The 22,449-nt window shown below is 40.5% G+C and carries 23 protein-coding genes, 1 other RNA gene and 2 other annotated features (1 of these 26 cut by a window edge); of the genes, 5 read left to right on the forward strand and 19 right to left on the reverse strand.

All coding sequences use genetic code 11. From position 1 onward, the window contains the following. Positions 1 to 96: 96 nt before the first annotated feature. Entirely contained in the window at positions 97 to 1,035 is a 939-nt protein-coding gene (locus ACTVAI_RS01435; protein ID WP_443485722.1) for a diacylglycerol/lipid kinase family protein, read from the forward strand. A gap of 53 nt (positions 1,036 to 1,088) precedes the next feature. Here ACTVAI_RS01435 and recD2 read toward each other — a convergent pair whose 3' ends face one another. The 9 genes from recD2 to gshAB form a co-directional block, all read right to left on the reverse strand. Beyond that, a complete protein-coding gene (gene recD2 / locus ACTVAI_RS01440) occupies positions 1,089 to 3,503 on the reverse strand; it encodes an SF1B family DNA helicase RecD2 (RefSeq protein ID WP_443473749.1) in 2,415 nt (804 codons plus the stop codon). Between the two features lie 139 nt (positions 3,504 to 3,642). Next, a complete protein-coding gene (mnmA, locus tag ACTVAI_RS01445; protein ID WP_443473748.1) occupies positions 3,643 to 4,767 on the reverse strand; it encodes a tRNA 2-thiouridine(34) synthase MnmA in 1,125 nt (374 codons plus the stop codon). A 105-nt stretch (positions 4,768 to 4,872) separates the two neighbouring features. Beyond that, positions 4,873 to 5,466, reverse strand: coding sequence for a TraX family protein (locus ACTVAI_RS01450; protein WP_443485723.1), 594 nt, complete (start codon positions 5,464 to 5,466; stop codon positions 4,873 to 4,875). Positions 5,467 to 5,484: 18 nt separating this feature from the next. Next, the gene (locus ACTVAI_RS01455; protein WP_443473746.1) at positions 5,485 to 6,279 is read right to left on the reverse strand and encodes a formate/nitrite transporter family protein; all 795 of its coding nucleotides are present in this window, start codon (positions 6,277 to 6,279) and stop codon (positions 5,485 to 5,487) included. A 270-nt stretch (positions 6,280 to 6,549) separates the two neighbouring features. Then, on the reverse strand, positions 6,550 to 6,750 hold the full coding sequence (locus ACTVAI_RS01460; RefSeq protein ID WP_443473745.1) for a hypothetical protein: 201 nt from the start codon (positions 6,748 to 6,750) through the stop codon (positions 6,550 to 6,552). A gap of 152 nt (positions 6,751 to 6,902) precedes the next feature. Continuing rightward, positions 6,903 to 7,244, reverse strand: a complete 342-nt coding sequence (locus tag ACTVAI_RS01465; protein WP_443473744.1) for a cysteine desulfurase — start codon at positions 7,242 to 7,244, stop codon at positions 6,903 to 6,905. A gap of 16 nt (positions 7,245 to 7,260) precedes the next feature. Beyond that, positions 7,261 to 8,406 (reverse strand): cysteine desulfurase family protein, encoded by a 1,146-nt coding sequence (locus tag ACTVAI_RS01470; protein WP_443485724.1) that lies wholly within the window; start codon positions 8,404 to 8,406, stop codon positions 7,261 to 7,263. A gap of 24 nt (positions 8,407 to 8,430) precedes the next feature. Next, a complete protein-coding gene (locus ACTVAI_RS01475; RefSeq protein ID WP_443485725.1) occupies positions 8,431 to 9,519 on the reverse strand; it encodes a hypothetical protein in 1,089 nt (362 codons plus the stop codon). Continuing rightward, on the reverse strand, positions 9,516 to 11,795 hold the full coding sequence (gshAB, locus tag ACTVAI_RS01480) for a bifunctional glutamate--cysteine ligase GshA/glutathione synthetase GshB (protein WP_443473741.1): 2,280 nt from the start codon (positions 11,793 to 11,795) through the stop codon (positions 9,516 to 9,518). Before gshAB ends, ACTVAI_RS01475 begins: the two co-directional genes overlap by 4 nt. 152 nt (positions 11,796 to 11,947) lie before the next feature. Between gshAB and ACTVAI_RS01485 the strand changes: the two genes are divergently transcribed. The 4 genes from ACTVAI_RS01485 to ACTVAI_RS01500 all read left to right on the forward strand — a co-directional run bounded on the left by ACTVAI_RS01485 (position 11,948) and on the right by ACTVAI_RS01500 (position 14,407). Then, on the forward strand, positions 11,948 to 13,216 hold the full coding sequence (locus ACTVAI_RS01485; protein WP_443485726.1) for a replication-associated recombination protein A: 1,269 nt from the start codon (positions 11,948 to 11,950) through the stop codon (positions 13,214 to 13,216). Between the two features lie 97 nt (positions 13,217 to 13,313). Next, a non-coding RNA gene (ssrS, locus tag ACTVAI_RS01490) (6S RNA) lies at positions 13,314 to 13,504 on the forward strand. 64 nt (positions 13,505 to 13,568) lie between these two features. Next, on the forward strand, positions 13,569 to 13,853 hold the full coding sequence (locus ACTVAI_RS01495; protein WP_443473739.1) for a hypothetical protein: 285 nt from the start codon (positions 13,569 to 13,571) through the stop codon (positions 13,851 to 13,853). A gap of 74 nt (positions 13,854 to 13,927) precedes the next feature. Beyond that, on the forward strand, positions 13,928 to 14,407 hold the full coding sequence (locus ACTVAI_RS01500; RefSeq protein ID WP_443473738.1) for a universal stress protein: 480 nt from the start codon (positions 13,928 to 13,930) through the stop codon (positions 14,405 to 14,407). Between the two features lie 112 nt (positions 14,408 to 14,519). On the opposite strand, the gene ACTVAI_RS01505 is transcribed toward ACTVAI_RS01500, so the two are convergent. The 10 genes from ACTVAI_RS01505 to ACTVAI_RS01550 all read right to left on the reverse strand — a co-directional run bounded on the left by ACTVAI_RS01505 (position 14,520) and on the right by ACTVAI_RS01550 (position 22,235). Beyond that, complete coding sequence (locus ACTVAI_RS01505) at positions 14,520 to 15,719, reverse strand: acetate/propionate family kinase (RefSeq protein WP_443473737.1); 1,200 nt, start codon at positions 15,717 to 15,719, stop codon at positions 14,520 to 14,522. Between the two features lie 50 nt (positions 15,720 to 15,769). Beyond that, positions 15,770 to 16,774, reverse strand: a complete 1,005-nt coding sequence (locus ACTVAI_RS01510) for a class I SAM-dependent methyltransferase (protein WP_443473736.1) — start codon at positions 16,772 to 16,774, stop codon at positions 15,770 to 15,772. 113 nt (positions 16,775 to 16,887) lie between these two features. Then, positions 16,888 to 17,172 (reverse strand): 50S ribosomal protein L27, encoded by a 285-nt coding sequence (rpmA, locus tag ACTVAI_RS01515; protein WP_443473735.1) that lies wholly within the window; start codon positions 17,170 to 17,172, stop codon positions 16,888 to 16,890. Between the two features lie 31 nt (positions 17,173 to 17,203). Further along, a complete protein-coding gene (locus ACTVAI_RS01520; protein ID WP_443473734.1) occupies positions 17,204 to 17,542 on the reverse strand; it encodes a ribosomal-processing cysteine protease Prp in 339 nt (112 codons plus the stop codon). 14 nt (positions 17,543 to 17,556) lie between these two features. Next, entirely contained in the window at positions 17,557 to 17,865 is a 309-nt protein-coding gene (gene rplU, locus ACTVAI_RS01525) for a 50S ribosomal protein L21 (protein WP_443473733.1), read from the reverse strand. A 15-nt stretch (positions 17,866 to 17,880) separates the two neighbouring features. Beyond that, positions 17,881 to 17,953, reverse strand: a sequence feature (ribosomal protein L21 leader region). A 52-nt stretch (positions 17,954 to 18,005) separates the two neighbouring features. Then, positions 18,006 to 19,229: an MFS transporter gene (locus ACTVAI_RS01530; protein WP_443485727.1), complete on the reverse strand. Its 1,224-nt coding sequence runs from the start codon at positions 19,227 to 19,229 to the stop codon at positions 18,006 to 18,008. Positions 19,230 to 19,314: 85 nt separating this feature from the next. Then, positions 19,315 to 19,989 carry an amino acid ABC transporter ATP-binding protein gene (locus ACTVAI_RS01535; RefSeq protein WP_443473731.1) on the reverse strand — a complete coding sequence of 225 codons (675 nt, stop codon included), beginning with the start codon at positions 19,987 to 19,989 and terminating at the stop codon, positions 19,315 to 19,317. A gap of 11 nt (positions 19,990 to 20,000) precedes the next feature. After that, a complete protein-coding gene (locus tag ACTVAI_RS01540; RefSeq protein ID WP_443473730.1) occupies positions 20,001 to 20,636 on the reverse strand; it encodes an amino acid ABC transporter permease in 636 nt (211 codons plus the stop codon). Positions 20,637 to 20,650: 14 nt separating this feature from the next. Beyond that, positions 20,651 to 21,418: an amino acid ABC transporter substrate-binding protein gene (locus ACTVAI_RS01545; RefSeq protein ID WP_443485728.1), complete on the reverse strand. Its 768-nt coding sequence runs from the start codon at positions 21,416 to 21,418 to the stop codon at positions 20,651 to 20,653. A 19-nt stretch (positions 21,419 to 21,437) separates the two neighbouring features. Next, positions 21,438 to 22,235: an amino acid ABC transporter substrate-binding protein gene (locus ACTVAI_RS01550; protein ID WP_443473728.1), complete on the reverse strand. Its 798-nt coding sequence runs from the start codon at positions 22,233 to 22,235 to the stop codon at positions 21,438 to 21,440. A 123-nt stretch (positions 22,236 to 22,358) separates the two neighbouring features. Beyond that, positions 22,359 to 22,449 (reverse strand) — a binding site (T-box leader); it runs 163 nt beyond the window's last position.

Genomic DNA, 22,449 nt, shown 5'->3' on the forward strand with positions numbered 1-22,449 from the left:
GAATTTAGTATAGCTAAATTTGACCATTCTAGCAAGTATCAAATCATAATTTGTCTGATATAATAAAACTATCATTTAACTTAAAGAGGTTATGTTATGGACATGTGCTATCACATCATCGCAAATTTTAATGCTGGAGCCGGAAAAGGCAAACGTATTGGTCTGGATGTTGAGAAAATAATGCAAGAAAAGGCAGTTCCTTTTCAATTTTATCAAACAAAATATCCCAACCATGCTTATGAGCTAGCACAAGAACTCGGTGAGAGTTTGGATGGGGATACTGACCGTATCATCGTGATTGGCGGTGACGGAACGTTACACGAAGCGATTGGCGGATTGAATGAAGCCAAAAGTGAACTCCCCATTGGTTATCTGCCAGCCGGGACCGGCAATGACTTTGCTCGGTCGATTGGACTCACTAAAGATGTCAAAAAAGGCTTACGGGCTATTCTGAAAGCTGTGGAACCTGAAGAAATAGAATGCATGAAATACTATGACCATATAACCGACAAGGATGGGATTGCTCTTAACAGCATGGGCTTCGGGTTGGATGCTGAAGTTAATGCGCTTGCCAGTGATACCAAAAGTGAAAAAAACGGGGGCTCCGTTTTGGGCTTGGAGAATTCTTCTTATTTAAACAAAATAATTGGGGCGTTCAAAGAGCGAAAAACCTACTCTGTCGCTGTCACGATTGATGGTCGAACCGATACTTATCACGATGTTCTTGTAACGGGTGTAATGAATCATCCCTATTTTGGCGGTGGCATCAAGATTGATCCGCAATCCGCCAGTAATAACCATGAATTAGCTGTCATGCTGATATTTGATTTAAGCTTTCTGACTTTATTGCGTCTCCTGCCCCTTTTATTAACTACGGGTAGCCATGCGAAAACACGCTATTTCAAGAGAATTCCCGGAAAAAACATCACCATCAAATTACACCGCCCTGTTTTGGGTCAAGCGGATGGTGAAGTGTTGCCTCCAGCAGCCTATCATATGGATTATGCTTTAACCACTTTCAAATTATGGAAATAGAAAAACCGGCGAGCTTTTGTGGCTCGACCGGTTTTTTGATGATTTAGACAGTCTCATTTCATGAATTGTTCCGGGGTTGTCCCGTCCATCCCAATTAAGGGATCAACTTCTTGCCCCATCACCATATCAATAGTCAAAGTGAAGTTTTTAGGTTTACTCGGTTTTGGTGCTGGCTTCGCCACTTCTTTCTTTTCGACGGTAAATATTTTTTTATCTTTGTTTTTATTCCGTAAAAGCTTTTCAATCAACATCGTTCGTCTTAAATCACCCGCATTTTCGGTGGCGAAAGTAAAAGCCGCTTCTTCCCCGCATAAAATTAATTTATTTTTGCTGCGGGTGATAGCTGTATATAACAGGTTCCGTCGAAGCATACGGCCGTATTGACGCACCATCGGGAGAATAACCATATTAAATTCACTACCTTGAGCTTTGTGGATAGAACAGCAGTACGCCAGTGTAAATTTATTCCAGTCTGTTTTTTGATAAGTGACTTCGGTAGCGTCAAACAGGACTGTAATTTCATCCACTTTATCTTCGGTTTCTTTGGCATATTGGATACTGGTTATTTCACCCATATCCCCGTTGAAAACGTTGAGTTCCGGTTGATTGACCAGTTGTAGTATTTTATCCCCTACCCGATATGTAAAATCGAAGTGTTTTACTTCGCGGCGTTTTTTCCCTTCATTGGGATTCAGTATTTCCTGCATCATCGCATTGAGTGCGTTGATGCCAGCCGGACCTTTGTACATAGGTGCAAGAATTTGAATGTCTTTTGAAGTAAAGCCCTTTGCCTTGGCTTTTTCAACGACAATCCGGATCAAGGGTTCTATCTGGGCAGCCTGACACGGGAAAAAAGAACGGTCTGCTTGATTGTTTCGAAAATCGGTCGGTATCTTGCCATTTTTAATATCATGTGCCAAAGGAATAATGGAAGAACCATCCGCTTGGCGATAGATTTGTTCTAATTCGATATGCGGAATGACCTGACTTGCTAATAAGTCATGCAAGACTTGTCCCGGGCCGACGGAAGGCAATTGGTCTTTATCTCCTACGATAATGACCTGCATGCCAGGCGGTATGGATTTCAACAAGCGATTTAATAGCCAAGTGTCAATCATGGAAGCTTCATCAATAATGAGCAGTTTCCCTTCCAATTCGGCCGTATAAACCTCTTCGTTGGGATTTTCTTGCCCCGTCAAACCCAATAACCGATGAATGGTACTACTTGGAATTCCAGTCATTTCGTTCATGCGTTTAGCAGCGCGGCCCGTTGGCGCGGCCATAATAATAGGATAAATGCCATCATGAAATTCCAGTGGGTTAGCTGGTAAGCCATTCAATTCACAAAAAAGCTTCACAATCCCATTCAAAACGGTTGTTTTACCTGTTCCCGGTCCACCCGTTAAAATGAAGAATGCATGCGTTAAAGCTTTCTCAATAGCTCCTGTTTGCACATTGTCATAAGTGATTCCCAATTTTTCCTGTAAAGCACCAATTTCACCCTTCAAATCTACCCCTGGATATTGGACGGATTTACCATTATTCAGTAATCTATCCAAGCTTGACGCAATCCCTTCTTCGGAAAAATATAACGATGGTAGTGCAAAGCGTCTCTCATCCTCGATAATTTTCATGTCTTGAACCATTTCAACCAATGCTTCAATCAACTGGGAATCTTCTATTAAGAAACGTTGTGAGGACTCCAACAGCTGCAAGGAGCGGTCCATCAATTCGTCACTGTTTACGTAAGTATCCCCATTCGAAAGGCAAAGCTCATTGATTGTGGCCAATAGTGCTCCTTTGATACGATTTTTATCATCCGCTGGAATACCCATATCTTCCGCTAAACGATCAGCTGTCCGGAAGCCAAGTCCTTCAATATCTTCTATCAACTGGTACGGATTTTCACGAATGGTCTTTAGCGTATCTGCTTTATAAAAATTCATGATGGTTGCCGCTAAGTTATTGGAAAAACCATAATTTGCCAATTCGATCAGTGTTTTTTCTGTACCCTGACTTTGTTGAAGCACATCATATATCAGTTCCTGCTTTTGTTTGGTTAAGCCGCTGATTTCTGCCAAAGAATCTGGGTCATCCAAAATAGCATCAATGGTATTTTCTCCGAAGTGATTGACAATTTTTTCTGCCGTTCGTTTACCAATTCCTGGGAAACGGTCACTTGATAGATAAGCAATCATGCCATTTTTGCCGGTCGGTTTCTCGCGCTCATAGCTAATTGCCTGGAATTGCGTGCCGTAACGCGGATGGTTCACCACGTTCCCCACAAAGCGATAGTGCGTATCCGTTGTTATTTCACCAAAATTTCCCGTTACTACTATTTCATCTTTGTCTGTTTTAAAATTACATTCCTCGATTTCTACGAGGATGACTTTATAGAAGTTAGATGGGTTATCAAAGAAAATAGCCTTCATTTCCCCGGCAACATAAGGTTGTTCGTTTAGTTCCAATCCATCTATCTCCTTTCTACGTTAATCTCTATGCTCTATCATAACATTTTCTAGAGCTTTGCAGAACAGAAAACTGGATAGTTTGTACAACGTGAATAATCAAAAAGCGTACTTCCGTTACGGGAGTACGCTTTTTGAATTATACATATTGTAATTCTGTTGTCGCTTGGAAAGCTTTATCGATTGTTCCGCCGCCCAAACACTCCAAACCGTCGTAGAAGACAACTGCTTGTCCTGGTGTAATGGCACGAACTGGTTCATCGAAAACAACTGTTGCTTCTGTTTGATCTTCATTCAACGTTACCGTTACACCCGTATCTTTTTGGCGATAACGGAATTTAGCCGTACATTTGAATGTGGTTGGCATTTTTTTATCTGTCGTAAAATGAACATCGGTCGCAAACAAGCTTTCTGCGTAAAGACGCTCGTGGTGGTAACCTTGACCAACATACAATGTATTAGTTTCCAAGTCCTTACCGATCACGAACCACGGATCAGTGGAATCCCCACTACCCCCGATTCCCAACCCTTTACGTTGCCCGATTGTGTAATACATCAAACCGGCATGGTCGCCCATTTTTACGCCGTCCAACGTCATCATAGGGCCTGCTTGAGCTGGCAGATACGTAGATAGAAATTCCGTAAAGTTCTTTTCACCAATGAAACAAATACCGGTTGAATCTTTTTTCTTGGCCGTTGCCAAACCAGCTTCTTCCGCAATGCGGCGAACTTCAGATTTTTGCATACCACCAAGTGGAAAGAGTGTCTTGGATAATTGCTCTTGCGATAATTGATTCAAGAAATAGGTTTGATCCTTGTTATTGTCGAGCCCTCTGAGCATACGTGTTGTACCATCTTCGTTACGTTCAACTTGGGCATAGTGACCCGTTGCCACATAGTCGGCGCCTAAATCAACAGCGTAGTCCAAGAATGCACGGAACTTGATTTCTTTGTTACACATAACATCAGGGTTAGGAGTGCGACCTTTTTTATATTCATCCAAGAAATATTGGAACACTTTATCCCAGTACTCTTTTTCGAAGTTAACAGAATAATAGGGAATTCCGATTTGTTGTGCAACAGCTTGGACGTCTTTATAATCTTCTGTTGCCGTACAGAATCCAAATTCATCTGTATCGTCCCAATTCTTCATAAAAATACCGATCACATCATAACCTTGCTCTTTCAATAATAAGGCAGTAACAGAAGAGTCAACGCCACCACTCATTCCCACAACAACTCGTGTCTTTTCTTTTTCTGTCATTGTCACAGTCTCCTTTCGTTCTTTCTCAATCACTTCTTAAAAATAAGTGATTAATATACAAATAAAGATGATACACTAAAAACGTTTATATTTCAAGCCCTTTACTTATTTGATAAAGGAGCCTAGCCAAAACAGGATAACCTGGTGGATGGGATAATAAAGATAACCAAGCCATTTGGGAAATCTCGGTAATCGCCATTCCATCGGTAACAACATGAAAACAACCGCTATGAGGGCAAAAAATTGAATCGAACCAAAATACAGGCCCAAATGCAAGGCTAGGATAAAAACTATCCCCTGGATTCGATCCTTATCCAGCATGATTTTTATAGCCCAGCCCAACAAAAAGCCATACACGCTATATTCGGTAAAATAACTCAAAAAAAGCGTTGGCAGAAAAAGCCGCTTATCCTTCAAGGAAAGTGCAAATATCGCCAACGAAAAAAGAATATTCCAATAAATACGAATGGGACTCATCAGGATGACACTGATAAGTGCCATACCCAAGAGCCGCAAGAAATACATAGGGAAATTGGCGGTTTGTTTAACGCCTTGAATCGTGGTAAACAAAAAACAGGGAAAAGCCAGCCGACCAATCAAGCGTAAAATAATATATTCCGGAAATACATAATACCCAATATGGTCAATGGTCATGGTTACCATTGCCAGCCATTTAATCGTATTTGTTTTCAGATTCATATTTCCCCTCCTACTCCGCTAATCAAAGTATACCGTTTCACCTTTGTTTAACCAAGCATAGGTACAACCAATTACCAATCCGCCTCCGATGTAATTACCGATAGTGGCGAAGAACCAGTTACTTAAAACAGCCGTTGTCGTCATTTCCGGAACGCCACCTGCGAAGAATACCATTGCAAAGGATGAAAAATTCGCAATAACGTGTTCGTAACCCAGGAAAGCGAAGAATGCGATAATGAATTGGACAGCCAACAATTTACCAGCATCGTCCTTCATACGCGCAGACGATATAATTGCTGTATTTACAATGATATTTGCAAATATCCCTTCAATAATGACCTGAAATCCCGGCTTCAACAACTTGGCCGAGACTGTTTCCGCCAGATAATGGCTTGAAGAAAAGTCCAGAAAAGGACCCGTTTGAACGATTAATAATCCGGATAAAGCACCACCGACTAAGTTACTAAATATACAAACTAATAGAATTTGGAGGGCTCTTCTTGCTTTCAAGGTCTTGCGGTTAACCCCGACGGTTAAGTACATCATGTTACTCGTTCCGAGTTCAGCATCCATATAAATAATCATAATAAGTGCCCAACTGAACAAAATCGCATAAACAAATTTCCCTAAATCGGGATGAATATGGTTGGCCTTTTCAGCTGCTACGACTGAGATTGCCGTTCCTATTGTCAAGTACATCCCCGCAAACATGGAGCGGACAATATACTTCGGGATTGAATTCTCGAATAAATGTGTTTTCTTGATGGCATTTTTATCGATCATCCCCATGAGTCCCTGATTATCAAGTTCCAAAACATTCAACTCCTATAATGTGATTTACTGAACTATTATAGCATGAAAACCAAAGAGGGGGAACGTGAAATAAATTGATTAATTTTATGACAAAAACGACGATTAGCTGTTGAGAAAATAGCCAATCGTCGTTTTTTTATGAGTTCGTGCCTGTTAGCTAACCGCCCATTTCCTGATTGTCGCTTTTTGGCGAAATCACGACGATTAGCTCAACTAACAAAACCTAACAGACGTCCAAGAACTTTTCCAACCTAAAACTTATAATGTTTGTCAGTCACACATGTAATAGAGCTCAAGTTCTTTTATCTTAAATTGCTCCATCAGGGCTCTGATGAATTTTTCATCATTATCTGTTGTGATTTCAAAAACTGTTTCTTGTGTTTCATTTGCAATGATTTTATAGCTGTGAGGGTCTTTCTCATCTTGGTAGTCGAGTTCCATCAGGTTATCTTTCAACATAGCTTTTCTCAACGAATTTACCTCCACGGAGTAAAGTTCATTGAATTCTTTTAATGTAAGTATTTTATTCTTATTGTTCACATATTTTCCTCTTTTCGTTATAATGGCCCTGTCATTTATGGTATTAAACAAAAAAGCTGGATAAAATCCAGCCTTTTTCACCGTTATGCTTTTTCGAAAATATTTTCTTCGATGAAATGGTTCATGATATATTCCAAATGTTCAACCAATTGGCTCATATGCGGATTGCCATAAACATCTATTGCTTTCAATCCGTTGGCGGATGTTGTCGATATTTTGAACCCTGAGAAATCACCTGCTATAACGATTTTTAATAACGCACCTGTTTTATTGTCTTTGTCCGTATTTAGGCTACGAACATATTGGAAGTTTCCTGATTTTGTTTCCTGGAATCCATGGTCACGCAACGTATAACGTTTTACCGTTGGATTAAGTCGATACTGCTTGGTTGCACCTTTTAAACCTGTTACTTGATCATATGCCATTTGAAATCCTCCTGAACTATTTTGTGGTACTTTTATATTTTTCTTGCAAGGCTGCAATCATTGCCACAAATTCATCTACTTCCTCAAGCGTATTATCTGCGCCAAAGGAGATACGGACAGACTCACCAATTCGGGCTTGTCCTTTTCCAAACATTGCAGTTAGCACGTGGCTTGGTTCCAGACTGCCTGCCGTACAAGCGGAGCCTGCAGAAATCATGATTCCCTTTAAATCACATTGAATCAAAAATTTATCGGATTGCAAATAAGGGAACCAAACATTCAAAATATGGGGCACGCCACTCTCTGGGCTCCCATTAAGGGAATAAGTTATCTTCTTTTCTTTTAATGATGTCAAAAAATGCGTCCGTAAAGATAGTTTGTGGGCATTATTTTCATCACGGCCTGCTACCATCTTTTCAACCGCCTTCGCATAACCACGAATATAAGGTGTGTTTTCTGTTCCGGCGCGGTGATCGTTCTCTTGTGTCCCACCATGCAGATAATTTGGTAAGTGTAGGTCGTTGCGACGATACAAGAAACCTATACCTTTGGGACCATTTAATTTATGGGCGGTCGTTGAAAGCATATCTATCTGTTCAGCCACTACATCAATTTCCAAAGTTCCATAGGCTTGCACCGCATCGGTATGGAAGTAAGCGGGATGCTCCGCCACCACTGCTCCTATTTCACCAATTGGATTTATACTACCCACTTCATTGTTGACATACATGATGGAAACTAAAATCGTATCCTCCCGCAAGGCTCTTTTTACTTGGGTAGCTGTAACGCGACCTGTTTCATCAACCGGAAGATAGGTCACTTCAAATCCCAATGTTTCCAAATACTGCATTGGATGCAAGACGGAATGATGCTCTACCTCTGTGGTGATGAGGTGTCTGCCTTTTTCTTGCATCGCTAGGGCTGTTGCGATAATTGCGGTATTATTTGATTCTGTTGCACCACTGGTAACAATCAAGTCAATTGGTTTCGCATTGATTGAACCAGCGAAGATGCGTCGTGCTTCATCCACAATTTGACGGGCTTCCCTACCCTTTTGATAAAGACTGGATGGGTTCCCGTAATTATGGGTTAACGTGTCTGTAATGATTGCTACCACCTCTGGATCGACCGGTGTCGTTGCCGCGTGGTCAAAATAAATCATTTGTTTTCCTTCTTTCTATTATGCCTACAAGCCCATGAAGCTACCAAGCCAATCATGTAGCGTTTTTTGTAGGGCTAATTCTGCCTCATTAAGATTTTGATCGATTGTGTCTGACTTTTGGACAAGAATGGCTTTGGCTTCTTTTACTTTCATCTCAACAAAAAATTTGTAAGCCACTTGTGTGCGTTGGGACCGATTATAATACCCCAACAGAACAGGGTAAGCCTTTATCTGTTCCATCAATGTCTCCGCTGCTTCTTTTCTACCAAAAATAGCATGGCAAAATAGTAACTCACTGGCTAACATCTGTCTATAAGGTGAAGATAGATAATGCCACTTTTCTTGATAAGCACCCAATAGTTGGTCTGCCCTTTCAAAATTCAATTCCGATAAGGCGCGTTGATAAGCAATCAAGAGAACATATTCTCCTAATCTGGATTGGCCGTAAGTACCGTCCTTAACTTCTGAAAAATACTCCTCAGGAATTTCTGAGAAAGTTTTGCCCTCCTCGAACAAAGCGGAAAGTTCTAATTGTTTGAAATACAGCTTTTTTGAAACTTCAGATTTTCTGATTTCGCGAATCACACTGCCATCGGTAAAACCCAGCGGAACAATATTCATCAGGAATAACAGAAACGGCGGCAAACTCAAGGCAAATAAAGTGAAGCTGATTGGAACAGGTAAGATAAATGAACCCAAATAGAATAACATGGCAGTTAGAAAGTTGACAATTAATCCGCCCGCTAAATAAAGAAAATAAGGTTTTTCATTGTAGTTACCTTTTATCGGTGGCTTCATCAGACATTGCCCCATAAGTCCCGGTACACGTGTTGATAATTTTTGGAACTGCTTTGTCTTCACCTCATAACGAAAGTTGGGCATTTGAAAGTAGACGAGTTCGTATCCAGTCATTTTCCCGAACACATAATGTCCAAACTCATGTAAAAAGATATGCACATATCCGGTATACACGGCTATCAAAATCACAATGACCATTTGAACGAACGGAACATTGTCAGCCAAGGTTTGGAAAGTAAGCCCATTCCCATAGAGATAGCCCACACCAAGAGCCAACATCGCAATTAAAACAAAGAGTCTATGGATTCCTCTCATATTGGATCCCCCTTAATATTCATTTCGGGGAATAACAAATCCAATACATCCAATGTCAAACGTTGTCCTTCACCTTCATGCGGGTAAATATGCATCATCATGGCTGGGTTGAAGTTTGCTTCGATTACACCATAACCAGGCGCCTCTTTCGTTGAGGGTTGACGATAGTCAGGAATCATCATATCTACCCCTGAAAACGTCGCGCCTACCGCTTTAGCAATCCCCACCGCAATCTCTTTATAGCTCTCATGCATTGCTGCCGTCATGTCAATGGAATCGCCACCTGTGCTGATATTGGAGTTATCACGCAAATACACAGTCGTGCCTTCAGCCGGAATATCCGTCATCACATATCCCTGTTCCTCCAAAGCCAATTGTTCGATTTTACCAAGCTGAATCAAGGTCAACGGTGTACGATGATTCATCCCGCGTAAGGGATCCTGATTCTTGATTTCAACCAATTCTTCAATCGTATGAGTGCCATCTCCTATTACATTCGCTGGAATACGCAATAGAACCGCTTTGGTTTCATCTCCGGCTACGAAGAAGCGATATTCCGTTCCTGGAACAAAGTCCTCTACTAAAACAGTTGAATCTTCCTCAAATGCGATTTCAATCGCTTTACGATAATTCTCTTCACTTGCGCCCTCTTTGAAAATAGAAATGCCCAGCCCATAATTCGTGGACTTTGGCTTCACAACAAAGCGTTTAGCTTTAAATAGACCATAGTCGCGCAAAGCTTCCGCTACATGATGGTATTCTTTGCTTGCCGGTACAATATAGCCATTATTTGCCAATATTTTTTTGGTTACCACTTTATTCGCCATGACTAATGAAGAAATATAAGTATCTAAAGAAGTCATATTTCCATTCTTTACATACTCTAAATGTTCTTGGTATTTAAGGGACAGGAACTGGTCCTCAACATCCAAAACATCGACTTTCAAGCCTTTTTGGATTGCATCAAAAATCAGGATTTGGGTGGAAAGCTCCATCGTCTCAAAGCCACGTAATGCGTATGGTCGTTCTTGAGCGGCCTTCTTGTAGGCTTTTGCCTGTTCGATCACCCAACCTGTGTAGTCTGCTTCGTAAATTGCGGCTAGTTGCCCTGCCAAGGTCAATTCCGGATTATTAAAAGCGGCTATTTTTTGGTCAATGATTGGTGTTTCCAAATTCAATTGTGTCAACATTTCTTGTATGCCACTAAGAATTGCAAGACCTTCCTCATAGTAAGCCGACTTACTGTGTGGGTGCTCCAATGCTGTGTTGAAGTTCATTTGTTTACCAATTTCCAAATCCGCTACCGTAGCTTCATCATCCATCCAAATTAAATACATTAAGAAATAATGTATAAAATGTATGTCGTCGGCTTCAATACCAAATTCAGCGAAAGGATTCAAGTCCAGCAAACGGAATTCCAGATAAGAAATACCATTTTTGAGTATTTCGCGGGCATTTTTGCCACCGCGGAACCGGACTGTTGAATAAAATTCTTTTTCTTCAATCAGTTTTCCATCTTTAACCATCTGTTCAATCGTCTGAACATAATCTTCCATGGATTCAAAAGAAACTTTTACATCGTCATTATTGACATAACCATGGTGGCTACTACGAATACTGCGAATCAAGCCTTCAGGAATATCACTGGGTCTTTCTTCATTTTTGAAAAATTCCGGCTTCGCTTCAATGGAAGCACCTAATAAATAAGTTAATAGCCATTGATAGCGGAAAAAATTGTGGGCCAGTTTTAAATAAAGACGCGACTGGAAGTCCTTGAAGGCCATCTCGCTGGCTTGTTCTTCATACAAGGCATGTACAAAATCTGGATGGAATTCGAAATTATAATGAATACCACTCACCATTTGTTTTCTCTTTCCATAAACGTCCACTAAATACTCCCGGTAGGCAACGTCATCCGCATTATCTAATTTTGCGACATGGATTTCATCCTCTGTCGGCATAAAAAGTGGTGAACTTGTTGGCAATAAATATTCGTTTTCGGGTATCGTCCGCAAAGAAACATCATGAATAGCTGCAAGCCAATTCATGACTTCTTCGACACTATTTAACGGTGGCGTAACCAGCTCCATCTGGGTTTCTGCGAAATCTGTCTGGATATAAGGATGGAAGTTCCGATTGCCGAACTCATCGGGATGGTCAGTCGTCGTAATCGTACCATCGGCAAGAATTCGTTGCGATTCTTTTTCAATCCCAAAAATTGCTTGGGTAAATAAAGGTTCTAAATTACTGCGTTTAATATTTTCTTTAATGTTCATTCGGTTTGCTCGCTTTCGTCGACAATTTTCACTATTCTCATTATACCTGTATTCCGGTACTTTGATAAGAAGATAGCTTCATTTTACCAAACGAATGTTTGTTCCTTTTTGTTGAATGGATTATAATGGTGAAGACAAAGGAGCGAGTATATATGAAAAAGCCATTAGCCTATCGGATGCGCCCTAAAAACATTGATGAAGTTGTTGGCCAGCAGCATCTTGTTGGCCCTAATAAAATAATTCGCCGTATGGTGGACGCAAAGATGCTTTCTTCCATGATTCTCTATGGACCACCGGGTACCGGTAAAACGAGTATAGCCAGTGCCATTTCGGGTTCGACGCATTCCGCATTCCGACAATTGAACGCTGCGACCGATTCAAAAAAAGATTTACAAATTGTGGTCGAGGAAGCGAAGTTCTCCGGGCAAGTTATTTTGCTCCTGGATGAAATTCACCGATTGGACAAACCGAAACAAGATTTTTTACTGCCCCACTTGGAGAGCGGTCTAGTCATTTTAATCGGGGCCACAACCGAGAACCCTTATATTAGTATCAGTCCGGCCATTAGGAGCCGAACGCAAATATTCGAAGTGAAACCACTCAGTATCGATGATATGGTTATTGCGATTAAACGTGCAATGACAGACGAAGTAAATGGTTTAGGCGCTATGTCCGTTGAAATGGATGAGAATGCGTTGCTTCATTTCACCCGAAGTTCGATGGGCGATTTACGCGGTTCGTTGAATGCTTTGGAGTTGGCAGCTTTGTCCACGCCGAAAGATGAAGACGGAATCGTGCGTATTTCTTTGGAAGTCGCTGAAGAATGCTTGCAACGCAAGGCATTGGTCCATGATAAAGATGGTGATGCGCATTACGATGTGATTTCGGCTTTTCAAAAATCCCTTCGCGGGAGTGATGTAGATGCATCTCTTCACTATTTAGGCCGCCTCTTGGAGGCTGGGGAACTGATTGTGGTTTGTCGGCGTCTATTAGTGATTGCCTACGAGGATATTAGTTTTGGCAATCCGGCAGCGGCAGCGCGGACGGTATCGGCCGTCCAGGCTGCTGAGAAGCTCGGATTACCCGAAGCCCGTATTCCTTTGGCCCATGCAGTGATCGATCTGGCGCTGTCCCCGAAATCAAATTCAGCTATTGAAGCCATTGATGCTGCGATGAGTGACATTCGTGCCGGCAATGCTGGTGAAGTGCCAATTCACTTAAAAGATGCACATTACAAGGGAGCTGAAGCCTTGGGCCGTGGGGTTTCCTACAAATACCCACATGCTTATGAAGGGCATTGGATTGCGCAACAATATTTGCCCGACAGCATCAAAAATGCTTCTTATTATAAACCTGTTGTGACCGGAAAATACGAACAAGCATTAGCCCAACAGTTAAATAAGTTGACAAATAATAATTGATGTGCTCGCTTACAATGCTGGTTTAAGTGCGTTCTTGGTATATTTTTTTGAGTTTATTTGTTGCATAACCGAATACGATATGCTACTATACTTATAAGAAGTTCTGAGGTGTACGATATATTCTCAATGTGTTGACCGAACAAATAATTACTACATTGGGATCCTTGATAAATGCTTGGATAGTAAGCCACAACATTTGGAAACTAGAAAACATTTTGTGGAGCCCACCTGCTTATATCGCGGGTTCAAAACTAGTAGAATACTAAAAACGGCACCACCGGAATTTTAAATAAAGTATTAAACTTTAGAAGCCGCTCATTCGAGCGGCTTTTAATTTTGTAGGTGAAAACAGATGATAAAAATTTTAATGGGACTCTTTGCCCTGTTGTTAGGGATTGTCTCCTGGTTTTTCTTTAATAAGGCATCGGAGGCTTTCTCCGTGTTGTTGCAGAACAAACCAAAACATCGCTTGAATGGTTTCTGCCGATTAAACGGTTGGGTTTATTTAGTCTTTGCCCTTTTCTCTGTTTCCGGTATCGTGTGGGACACAATGCCTTTCATTGCCATTATTTTGGTTGTGGTATCTGTTTACACGGCAAGTGTTGCTTGGCGCTTAGCGGCCTTCCTTAAAAATTAACACAATCCTTTATAATTTTTGTGAATTCGGTTACAATTAGGGTGTAATCAACATTTATGAATGGAGTGGTTAAAATGATGGAAGATTATAAAACAATCCTTTCACCGGTGGATGGTTCAGAAGAATCGGAACTGGCTTTCAGAAAAGCAATCCATGTAGCAAAAAGAAATAATGCTAAATTATTAATCGTGCATGTTATTGATACGCGGGCCATCCAAACGCCTTCCGGTTTCGAGGGGAATTTCACTGATGAAATTATTCGCCAAACTAAAATCATGATGGATCGTTACGTAGAAATCGCACGCGAACGTGGCGTAGAGAACATTGAAACGATTATTGACTATGGCTCTCCAAAAGTTATGATTGCCAAGGAAATTGCTGTTGAGCATCATGCTGATTTGATCATGATCGGGGCGACGGGGCTAAACGCAGTAGAAAGACTATTCATCGGTTCGGTGTCTGAATATGTTATTCGTAACGCACCATGTGATGTTACAGTTGTGAGGACGGATTTAGAAAATCATCGTCTCCATAGTGAAATAAATAAAAAATAGACAAGGGGCGGTCTCACGTAGCATACAAACAACCATTTCCTTTACCAACACCAATTAAAAAAGCCATCTCAAAACCGAATTTCATTCGGATTTTGAGATGGCCTCTTTTTTATTAAGCTAAATTACCTAAACGCAATACATCGCGTAGAATAACTAATTCTTCGTCAGTTGGGATAAGTACAACTTTAACTTTAGAATCATCCGTTGAGATAACGCGTTCTTCACCACGGACATTGTTTTTCTCGTCATCGATTTCACAACCGAACCAAGTCAAACCGTCAATAATAATTTTACGTGTTGGAGCGGAATTTTCACCGATACCAGCTGTGAAGACGATAGCGTCTACACCATTCATAACTGCAACGTACTGACCGATGTATTTTTGTACACGGTTATAGAAAATGTCCAACGCAGTTTGTGCTTGTTCATTTCCTTCTTCAGCTGCTGTTTCGATATCACGCATATCACTGGAAACACCAGACAAACCTAGTAAACCAGATTTTTTGTTTAGGATATTAACCATTTCCTTAATATCTGTGATTTCCAATTTGTCCATCAAATATGGCAACAAGGAAGCATCGATGTCACCAGAACGCGTTCCCATTGTAACACCAGCTAATGGTGTGAAGCCCATTGATGTATCGACAGATTTTCCGCCATCTACAGCAGTAATGGAAGCACCATTACCTAAGTGGCAAGTGATGATTTTTAAATCTTCTAATGGTTTACCTAACAATTCAGCTGCACGTTGTGCTACATATTGGTGGCTTGTTCCATGGGCACCATATTTACGAGCCGCAAAATCTTCATAATATTCCATTGGAATACTGTATAGATAGTTTTCTTTAGGCATTGTTGTATGGAATGCAGTATCAAATACAGCAACACTTGTAATTTCTGGCAACAATTTTTTGAAAGCGCGAATCCCTGTAGCATTTGCTGGGTTATGAAGTGGTGCTAAATCGCCCAAGTCTTCAATTTTAGCTAGCGCATCATCATCAATTAGTGTGGACTCTTTAAAATGTTCTCCACCAGCAACAACACGGTGACCAACACCCGTAATTTCGTTGAAGTCCGTAATAATTCCTAAATCTTTCAATTGCGTCATTAATTTTTCAACGGCAATTTCATGATTATCAATGTCTTCTACCACATTGAATTTTTGGCCTTCACCATATTTAATTGTAAAAATGGAATCTTTCAAACCAATTCTTTCAATAATCCCAGATGATACTGTTACTTCTCCTGGCATTTGGTATAAAGTAAATTTCAAACTAGAACTACCAGCATTAATCGCTATAATTTTAGACATCATTTTCGCTCCTATCAGGTTTTGTTAATACACATAAAATATTATAGCATTTATTTCGCCCAATTGTTGAATTGAGATAGAAATCCTTGCATTTTTCTTGCATCTTTTATGTCCGGAATAGTGCCCAAGAGGACTTCTTTTACTTGTTTCGCACCATTGCCTGTTTTTTGTAAAATAAGGATGGATTTTTGCAATTGCTCGGATTGGAATAATGTTTCAGGAAGTTCCAACATGCCTTGCAAATAAGCATGGCCTTTTAACCATTTCATAAAGACGCCTTTCTTATCGCTTTCAATTAAATTCTTCGGAACGATAAAGAAGCCCCAGCCACCTTCTTTTAGATACTTCACATGTTGTTCAATAAGCAAGAAGTGTGCAAAGGAATGTCCGTCTTCGTAGGCCGTCTGGAATTTTTCAGCCCGATTATCCATTGGATAGTAGCCAATAGGTAAATCGGAAACCGCTATGTCACTGGGTCTGATCAACAATTCTTGTAAACTATCAGAATGAGTAAAAGTTAATGCTTCACCCCACTTTTGCAAGTGGCTACTATTTGAAGCCAAAGCTACCAACAAATCATCGTTGTCAACGGCTTCTGCTGTTACTTTATTACCTCTTTGTTCCAAGTAGTCCATAATGACCATCAACAGATTACCTGATCCAACAGCTAAATCATGGATATGGAGTTCTTCTTTTTTATCTTGTTTAATGGCATCAATGAAATATGCCATCAAGAAAGCAATGGTGTCAGGCGTCATCTGGTGATTGGATTGAATTTTATCCGATTTAATGGCTTTAATAAAACCGAGTTGAATCAATTTACGAATTACTTCTCGCGATTCTTCTTCAAGATGTAATTTACGATAGAATCGATTCAATTTTGCTACAGTCTCATCCGATGGCAAACCATCCAATTGCTGTGCCTTACCCTCATAAGCCAGATTTTGAATTGTTTCTGTCAGTGCTTCAACATATGAAACATCCAAATCATTCTGCAATAAGGTTACAGCTTCATCCAAAATCTGAAATAATTTTTCTAGCTTTGATGTATTCATTACAGAACCCTTCCTTCTGAACGCTTTTACTAAAAAAAAAACTTGCGTTAGGTTAATCCCTTCGCAAGTCTTTGTGTGTATGAAAATGGGTTGATTGGTAAAACCAATCGTTATTATTGAGCTGCTGGGTAAACAGATACTTGTTTTTTGTCGCGGCCTAGACGTTCGAAACGAACGATTCCGTCAACTTTAGCGAACAATGTATCGTCGCCACCTCTGCCTACGTTAACACCTGGGTGAATTTTTGTTCCGCGTTGACGGTACAAAATTGAACCACCGGATACGTGTTGTCCGTCTGCACGTTTAGAACCTAAACGTTTGGATTGAGAATCACGACCGTTTGAAGTAGATCCACCACCCTTTTTAGTAGCGAATAGTTGTAGATTAAGTTTCAACATGAGTTGCACCTCCCTGGTACATATTTTCTGATTAAATGGTCTCAATAGTTACATAATCAGGATAGGTATTAGCCACATCCTCAAGTGAGAAATACAAATGCTTCAACAAAATTTGTGTTACCTGCGCTTGTTCTGCTGAAAGATTTGGCTTGATTTGGGCAAATAGATATCCGCCTTCGTCATCCGCTTCTTTAACAGTCATCTGATGGGAAACCATCTTGTCAATACTGTTCACTGTTTCAATTGCTAAAACTGAAACCGCCGCACAAACAATGTCTTCTCCCGCCTCAGCGTAACCAGCATGGCCAGTAATTTCAAAGGAAAGAATCGCTTCATCTTCTGAATCGATAATAAATTTTGTATTAATCATTGCTTTCACATCTCTTATGCGTTGATTGCGTCGATCATAACTTTTGTATAAGGTTGACGATGACCTTGTTTACGGTGAGAATCTTTTCTTCTCTTGTATTTGAAGGTTGTAACTTTTTTCTCGCGGCCTTGTTTTTCAACAGTTCCTACGACAGTTGCGCCTTCTACGAATGGAGCACCAATTTTAGTGTCATCTCCACCTACGAATACAACTTCCTCAAAAGTTACTTGGTCACCAGCTTCAACGTTCAATTTTTCAACGAAGATTGGTTGTCCAACTTCAACTTTCAATTGTTTTCCACCTGTTTTGATAATAGCGTACATATTCTTGCACCTCCTCATTAGACTTAGACTCGCCGACCAGAGTGTCCTTTGGGAACTTAAGACTCCTTACGTGCGGTTGTAGCTGTGGTGCGCACATTTACAACATGAGTATTATACCAAACCTACTCATAGACGTCAAATTATATTTTTACATTTTCTGGTGTTTGGTGATAACGCGTTTTAGCGAATTCCTTGATAGTCATCATGACTACGAAACTTGCCAAATAGCTGAATGATAAGTAGGTCATAACCGTTGTTACATTCCCAACATCCATCAAGAAACCGATGATAATGGATGAAAAGCCACCGATTGCACGGCCGACATTGATAACGAGGTTATTTGCCATAGAGTGAATATGTCTTGGATAGAGTTTACTGACGATAGCCCCGTAACCAGCGAACATACCATTTACGAAGAAACCAACCAACGCCCCACCCAATAGCATGGCAAACTCGTTTTTAACCAAAGTGAAAAGGAAAACAGCTGAAGCTGAAGCCAGTAAGAATAACCCATAAGAAAAGCGTGGACCAAAGTTATCCAGAATGCGTCCAAAGAATAGCATACCCAATGACATTCCGAGAATTGTGGAAATCATCCATAAAGAGCTTCCGGACACGGATAAACCAAGACTTTGTTGCATGATTTGTGGCAACCAGTTCATCAGTCCGAAGTAACCCCCGATTTGAACGATAGCCATAAACATCAAGGAAACTGTTTGGCGTGCTAACTTTGGCGTTTTGAAAAGTTCCCCGTAGGATGGCTTTTCTGTTTTTTCCACTGTACCGTGTGACTCCAGTGATTTTTCCAATACGTCATCTGTGACATTGAAATGAACCCATGCCACAATCAATAGTGGCAATAGACCTAATAAGAAGAGATAGTTCCAACCTAATGTTGGCAGGATGATGCTGGCCAGTAAGGCTGCGAAAATATTTCCGACCATGCCGGCAACACCGTTATACGCTGACATCTTTCCCATTTTGCTGGCAGGTGTCACTTTTGCCAATAAACTGATGGCGATGCCGTATTCCCCACCGGTTCCGATTCCCGCCAAGAAACGAAGCACATAAATGGTTGTCATATTCGTAGCGAAAAACATGCTTGCGGTAGCCAGGGAAAACAATAACAAAGTAATCTTGAATAATTTCAAAGTCCCGTATTTGTCTGCCAAGTAACCAAAAATAAGTCCGCCTAACAACATCCCAAAGTTCGTGATGGTTGAAATGGATCCAGCCTGTGTATTGCTAATACCCAGGTCAACGATAATTGAAGACAAAGAAAGGGACAGAAACATATTCGTTAAATCGTCTGTTCCTGACCCAATGATTGCAGCACGCTGCACAAGTATTTTATTTTTTTCCATAATAATCTCTCCTTAAAATGAATGCTCTCGTCATTCGTTATTTTAGTTCTTCATCATTATACAAGTATCTGTTTTATTTGCAAGGTTATTTGACAAATTCTGAAGAAGAGATTAATCGGGTTCCATATTTTTCTCCGAAAGGTGTATCATGGGTAACGATCAAAATGCCTGTTCCCTTTTCCGCAATCCCTTGAATGAGATTACCGATGCTGTCAGCTGATTCACGGTCCAAAGCAGAAGTCGGTTCGTCAAAACACAATACTTTAGGATTCAACATCATGGCACGTGCAATCGCAACCCGTTGTTTTTGGCCGCCTGACAATTGTGATGGCATCTTATCCAACTGATCTGCGATACCCATTTCCGCCAGCAATGCTTCTGCTTTGGCATTCAATTCAGCCTTTGTCCCTAACTTTTGGGAGAGTGGCGCTTCCAACAAGTTCTCACGAATCGTGAAATTCGGGAACAAAGCATAGTCCTGGAAAACCATGCCGATTTTACTTTGGTACAATTTACGCTTTTTACGGGAAACATAGGCTGCACCGCGCTCCGTATCTTCAAATAAGGGCGTATCTTCAATAGTAAGACTACCACTATCTGCCGATTCCAAATTATTTAAAATGCGCATCAAGGTCGTTTTACCGGTACCAGAGCGACCAGTCAAAACAACGATGTCCCCCGCATCGATTGTGAAGGAAAAATTTGCAATGACTGCTTGATTATGATATTTTTTGGAAATATTTTTTGCTTCTAATAACATCCGGTACCCTCCTAAAACTTCCTTTTTGCTTCAAGCGTATTTAAGATAATCGTGATAATCCCTGTAACGGACAAGTACAAAACACCAACCCCAAGGAACGGCACGAGCGAGGCATAGGTATTAGCTGCAATTTGCCCTGCCCGTAATAATTCCCCGATTCCCAGGATATAAACCAAAGATGTATCTTTAACCAAGGAAATAATTTCATTACCAACTGATGGCAATACAATGCGGAAAACTTGTGGCACGATAATTCGCACAAATCCGCGTAATTTCCCAATCCCCAAAACCGTGATGGATTCAAATTGATCACGCGGAATTGCCAAGATACCCCCACGGAATATTTCCGCATAATAAGCTGCATAGTTAATAATAAAGGCTAAAATCGCTGCCGTGAACCGATCCATAACGATACCAACAAAAGGGAGGCCAAAGAAGAAAAACATTAACTGTAGCAGCAATGGCGTTCCCCGCATAATGAAAATATAAACTTGAATAAGTGACCCGATCCAACGTGGTGCATATACCCGGATGATCGCAATCAAAAATCCTAAAGGGATACTCGTTATAGCCACGATAAAGAAAATTTGCAAAGAAATGAGGAAGCCGTCCCATAATGATGGCCAAATCGTTTGAATAAGTTCCATTTTAACCCTACTTTCTATTCAGAGAAGAACCAATCATCATATATTTCATCAAAGGTTCCATCTGCTTTTATTTCTGCTATTGTATCATCAATTTCTTGTTTCAATGCTGTATCTTCTTTACGAAGAGCTACAGCCATTTCGTCTTGCCCGAAGTCATCTTCCAGAACGCGGAAAACATCTTCTTTCCCGGCTTGTTTCACATAATAACGCCCATATTCTGAACCGACTACTATGGCATCCACCCGACCTGCTTCCAAATCCATGAAACTATTATTATTCGATGGATAAAGAACCAAATCTCCGCCCAACTTATCATAAATACCGGAAGGATCTTCCTTGATTTTATCGATTGAGCTAGAAGATTGTTGTGTTGATAAAAGTTTACCTTCTAAATCACTCTTTTTTTGAATGTCGCTGTCTTTACGTACAAAGATAGCTTGGGATGATTCCAAATAAGGTTCACTCAACAATACTTTTTCAGCCCGTTCCGGTGTCACAGCATAACCATTCCAAATTAGGTCAATATTTTTCGTATTCAATTCTGTTTCCTTCATCGACCAATCGATTGATTGAAATTCCACTTCGTAACCAAGTCTATTCATTGTTTCTTTAGCCAGATCAACATCAAAACCAATCACTTCATTATTTTCATCCAGAAATCCCATTGGGGCAAACGTTTCGTCCATACCAATTATGATGGTTTCTTTTGTTTCGGCAGTCTTTTGATTGCCACAGCCTGCCAAGAATAGGGATGCCATTAAGAAAAAGATCTTTTTTTTCATCATCATTCTCCTCCTTCGCTTATTCAGCAAACCATTTCGCATAGATTTCATCATACTTGCCGTTTTCTTTCAATTCTGTCAAACCGTCATTAATTGCTTCCTGAAGTGCTGTATCTTCTTTTCTCATACCAACACCATATTCTTCATCACCGAAATCCTCATCCAGAACTTTAAATTTGTCGGAGCCCTTTTGTTTCATGATGTAACGACCTAATACTTCATCAACAACGATGGCATCACTACGGCCACTTTCCAAATCATTGAATACATCATTAAAGGTTGGGTATAGAATCGGCTCGCCACCGTCAAATTCTTGTACAATGCCTGTTTCATCAGCATTCATGGCATCTAAAGTCGCGGAAGCTTGTTGCGTTGCTACTGTCGCCCCTGCCAAATCTGATTTCGTTTCGATATCGCTATCAGACAGTGTTACAATGATTTGAGAATTTTCCAGGTAAGGATCACTGAAAGCAACTTTCTCTTTACGCTCTTCGGTAATCGTATAGCCATTCCAAATCAAATCGATATTGCCAGCATTCAATTCTGTTTCCTTCATTACCCAATCAATCGGTTGAAATTCAAATTCAACACCCATAATTGCGCCAATTTCTTTCGCCAAGTCAACGTCAAATCCTACAATTTCACCATCTGTATCACGAAAACTCATAGGTGCAAAGGTTTCATCCAATCCAACCGTATACGTCTCTTTCAAAGTCTCATTTGTCTCTGTAACAGTTGATGATTCATTTGTTGCAGTTTCAGATCCACATGCTGCTAACAGTGCACTGGATGCTAATAATAAGAATAATTTTTTCATGATTGGTTCCTCCCAGATCTTTCATCATTTTTTATCCCTATTCGAAATGACATGATTTTGCCGACGTTCTGTTGGCTGCAGTCCAACAAAAAAACGCCCCTTGATTCTCTATGATATAGAAAATCAAAGGACGATAGCTTAATTGCTTCGTGGTTCCACCTTTATTTGTAATGCCCTCACGAACATTACCTTATCGCGTTCATTGTTAAAACGC

Origin of the sequence: Jeotgalibaca sp. A127, from assembly GCF_052266745.1 — a bacterium.
GTDB lineage: Bacteria > Bacillota > Bacilli > Lactobacillales > Aerococcaceae > Jeotgalibaca.